We start from the raw sequence: 4,139 nt of genomic DNA, 5'->3' as shown, positions 1-4,139 counted from the left end.
AGTTTTACAGCATCTTTCTCTGTAGTAACGACAGCCTCTGCACCATTATTGATAGAAAGTTGTTCAATCTGTACTAAATCCTTTTCTTTATAAAGATGGTGATCAGGGTAAATGATTTCCTTGACAATAACACATCCGATGCCTCTTATAGTCTCATAGAAAGAGGCAGGATTTGCTATCCCTGAGAAGATTAACACCCGTTTACCATTGAGGGCTCCAACAGGATGAATAACACCAGCCATATCAACAAATCCAGCAGGTTGGTGTGACGCTAAAAATATTGGTGCCTTCTCATTATATCGTCTGACCTCTACCTCTATATCAGAAAGAGGTAATGATAAAGGACTTACCTTTGTAAATATAATTATATCTGCCCTCTTTATTGCCTCCATGGGCTCTCTAAGTATGCCTGCGGGGAAAATATATCTGTTTCCAAACGGATTGGTAGAATCTACCAGCAGTATATTTAAGTCTCTATGGATTGAGAGGTGTTGAAAGCCATCATCGAGTATCAAAAGGTCCGAATTAAATCTCTGAAGTGCACATTTCCCTGTGATAGACCGTTTTCTCCCCTTTATTACAGGGACACCCTTTAACCTCTCTGCAAGAAGATAAGCCTCATCTCCTGCCTCAAAAGGATCAAGTAAACATCTTTCTCCGTCTGAAACTAACTCTATTTCACCCCTCATCACACGCAAAAAAAAATCTTTAGATCTTTTACGAGACCCCTTACCCTTGTATCCCCTTATGAGGATTGCAGGATTATAACCTGCTTTCAAAGCCATTTCAGCAAGTGAAATCACAGCAGGTGTTTTACCTGAACCACCTAATGTTATATTACCAACACTTATAACCATACATGGAAGCTTTTTACATCTGAATACACCTGTTTCATAAAGAAATACTCTCAGCTTCATCAAATAACCATAAAGAAATGAAATTAATCTCAATATCATCTTACCACTCGGGTTCGACCAGAAACCTCTGGACAATCCTCATCGCAATGTCTGTAGCCCCTGTATTCCTCTGGACGACATTCTGAGCAGATTTCCCTATTTTTGAAGCAATTTCCGGATGGTCGAGCAAATATCCAACCTCCCTCGCCAGCTCTGTATGATCTCTAACCTGTATGGCGGCACCATTCTTAAGCAGGATATCCGCTGCATCTCTGAAGTTATACATAGAGGGACCAAATATAACGGGCTTTCTAAAAAATGCAGGCTCCATTACATTATGTCCTCCCGCATCAACAAAACTCCCACCAACAAAGACGACATCTGCTAATGAATAGAGACCTGCAAGCTCTCCGATGGTATCAAGGAGAATTACTTCTGTTTCCTGACTTATGACTTCTGACTCCTGACTCTTAATCATATCCGTCCTCTTTACATATTTCAGCCCATGTTCTTTTATAAGGAATTCTATTTTCTCTACTCTCTGGATGTGTCTGGGAGCAAGGATAAGGAGAAGAGCAGGATTGTTCTTATATACTTGTAGAAATGCATTTATAACGGCTTCATCCTCGCCATTGTGGGTACTACCAGCTATAAATATTTTCCTTCCTTTTAGCATATCTTTCATATCGTCTATTGCACCGACCTGTATAGATGGATTCTGGTCGAACTTAATATTCCCCATAACAGAAACCCTTTTAGGAATCGCACCTAATTCGATTATCCTCTTGGCATCATCTCCACTCTGCATACCGAAGGCATATATATAACTCAGCACCTTAGCCATAAAAGGTTTTATTTTTCTGTAGCTTTTAAAGGAATCAGGAGACAACCTTCCATTAAGAAGGATGCATGAGATACTTTTCTCTGACGCCACTTTCACCAGATTAGGCCATATCTCTGTCTCCATAAGTATCAGGATTCGGGGGTTAAATTTTATTACAGTCCTTTTTATGGCAAAGGGAATATCTACCGGCAGGTATATAACCTTATCTGCCCCTGCCTTCTCCACCGCAATACTGTTGCCTGTATCTGTAATCGTTGAAACAAGTACTTTGAAAGATGGATATTTCTGCTTTATTCGTTCTATAAGGGGAATGGATGCTATAACCTCACCAACAGAAACTGCATGAAGCCATATGGTGTATGGTTCGCTTTTATTATTACCGTAAACCCCGTTAGAAAGCTCGTGTGGGGCTTTCTTTCTAACGGGGTAAAATGTAAACCGTTCTCTGAACCACCGTCTGCGTACATCTTTTTTTCTCTTGAATAACTGTAACGGCAGCATCAGAGCAAAGGCAATGGTTGAGATAATGGTGTATAGCAGATACATCATTTATATAAATGTAGCGCCTTTTTGAAGCTCCCTGTCTAACTGCATACGGTAAAGCCTGCTGTAGTAACCACCTTTTTTGAGAAGCTCATCGTGTTGCCCCATCTCCACAATCATGCCCTTATCAATCACAATTATTCTGTCAGCTATCTTGATAGTGGAGAGTCTGTGTGCAATAACGAATGTAGTCCTGTCCTTCATAAGATTACTCAGTGCCATCTGAACATAGTATTCCGAGGCAGGATCCAGCAGTGATGTTGCCTCATCAAGTATGAGTATCGGTGGGTCTTTAAGAAGTGCCCTTGCTATGGAGACACGTTGCCGCTGCCCACCTGAAAGCTTCATTCCCCTTTCACCTATCACAGTATCGTAGCCATGAGGGAGATCCTTTATGAAATCATGGGCATAAGCAAGTCTGGCAGCGTCTATTATCTCGTCTTCGCTTGCACCCTTTCTGCCATATCCTATATTATTCCTTATCGTATCATTAAAGAGTATAGTCTCCTGACTGACAATACCGACAAGACCTCTGAGAGATTCTAATGTCAGTTCTCTTATGTTAATGCCATCGATGAGTATCGCCCCTTCTGTTGGTTCATAGAACCTCGGGATAAGATTTACAAGTGTTGTCTTACCTCCTCCGCTCATACCTACAAATGCAACGATCTCTCCAGCATTGACCTTTAGGTCTATACCTACAAGTGCATCTCTTTTTCTATCGCCGTAGCTGAACCATACATCTTTAAACTCAATCATTGATTTAACTGTTGTAATCCTCTTCAAGCCGTCACTCTTTGGTTCTGGCTCAGTATCAAGCAGGTAGAATATCCTTTCAGAAGCGCCTATAGCCTGTTGGACTGCATTGTTTACACTACTCAGCCTCCTTATAGGGGTATAGAGCATTAATACTGCAGCTATAAAAGAGAAGAATGTACCTGCAGATATCTTACCGCTGACAACCTGAAATCCTCCATACCACACAACAACTGCTACCCCTATACCACCTATCACCTCCACGAGAGGAGATGTTAATTCTGCGGTCTTTGTTGCCTTAATCATCGCATTGAGATATCCCTTATTCTTCTCTTCAAATTTTCTTGACTCCCTTTCTTCCATCCCGAATGCCTTTACAATCTTTATCCCTGTGAATGTCTCTGAAAGGGCAGCCATAACATCGGCGATCTTATCCTGTGCCATTCTCCCTATTTTCCGTAAACGGTTTCCTACCTTAATTATAAGGATTGCTGATAAAGGAAATATAACAAGTGAGATTAATGCGAGATCCCATTTCCTGTAGAATGCAATCACTGCAAGAACAATGAGGGTAAATCCTTCTATAAAGATGTTCTTAAGACTATCTGCAATTATCCCCTGAATTCCCCCAACATCACTCGTAAAGCGTGACACCAGTGTTCCTGTAGAATTATCAGAGTAAAATCTAAGGGGGAGATTTATAGTATGATTGTAAAGCGACTGTCTGATATCGGTAGCTACCTTTGCGCCGATAAGTTTCATCAAATAAGAATGGATGTAGCCGAATGCCCCTTTTGTAACATAGAGGACGATAATCCCTAAAGGCAAGAGGGCAAGCATATTCACATCCTTCTTGATAAATATATCATCAAGGACTGGCTTTACAAGCCATGCAGTAGCACCAGTAACACCAGAAACAACAATGCTACATAGCATGGCTACAAGAAGAAGACCGATATACGGTCTGACAAATTTAAGGAGCCTGAGGTAATTTTTCATACCCCTCCAATCATGCTGAGCGATATATCTGCGACCCTATCTGATGTGCTTCCTGTTGAAAGACGAAGTGTATTCCCTATGTCAATCAATGTGTCTTTAAT

Annotated in this window: 3 protein-coding genes; all 3 read right to left on the bottom strand. The window is 41.0% G+C overall.

Annotation, left to right across the window (positions count from 1 at the left end; all coding sequences use genetic code 11):
* Positions 1–956, bottom strand: a 956-nt coding sequence (gene lpxK, locus AB1488_12040) for a tetraacyldisaccharide 4'-kinase (protein ID MEW6410815.1), incomplete at its 3' end; no start/stop codon positions are given.
* A 1-nt stretch (position 957) separates the two neighbouring features.
* Positions 958–2,289, bottom strand: a complete 1,332-nt coding sequence (locus AB1488_12035) for a 3-deoxy-D-manno-octulosonic acid transferase (protein MEW6410814.1) — start codon at positions 2,287–2,289, stop codon at positions 958–960.
* A complete protein-coding gene (msbA, locus tag AB1488_12030; GenBank protein ID MEW6410813.1) occupies positions 2,290–4,038 on the bottom strand; it encodes a lipid A export permease/ATP-binding protein MsbA in 1,749 nt (582 codons plus the stop codon).
* Positions 4,039–4,139 lie beyond the last annotated feature (101 nt).

Source organism: Nitrospirota bacterium (assembly GCA_040756155.1).
Lineage (GTDB): Bacteria > Nitrospirota > Thermodesulfovibrionia > JACRGW01 > JBFLZU01 > JBFLZU01.
The sequence above is the reverse complement of the archived record's forward strand: the minus strand, read 5'-3'. Positions and strand labels throughout refer to the sequence as shown.

What these genes read in the sequence shown, in the direction of transcription:
- msbA (MEW6410813.1), bottom strand. Translation starts at nt 4,038, where the DNA reads ATGAAAAATTACCTCAGGCTCCTTAAATTTGTCAGACCGTATATCGGT.
- AB1488_12035 (MEW6410814.1), bottom strand. Translation starts at nt 2,289, where the DNA reads ATGATGTATCTGCTATACACCATTATCTCAACCATTGCCTTTGCTCTG.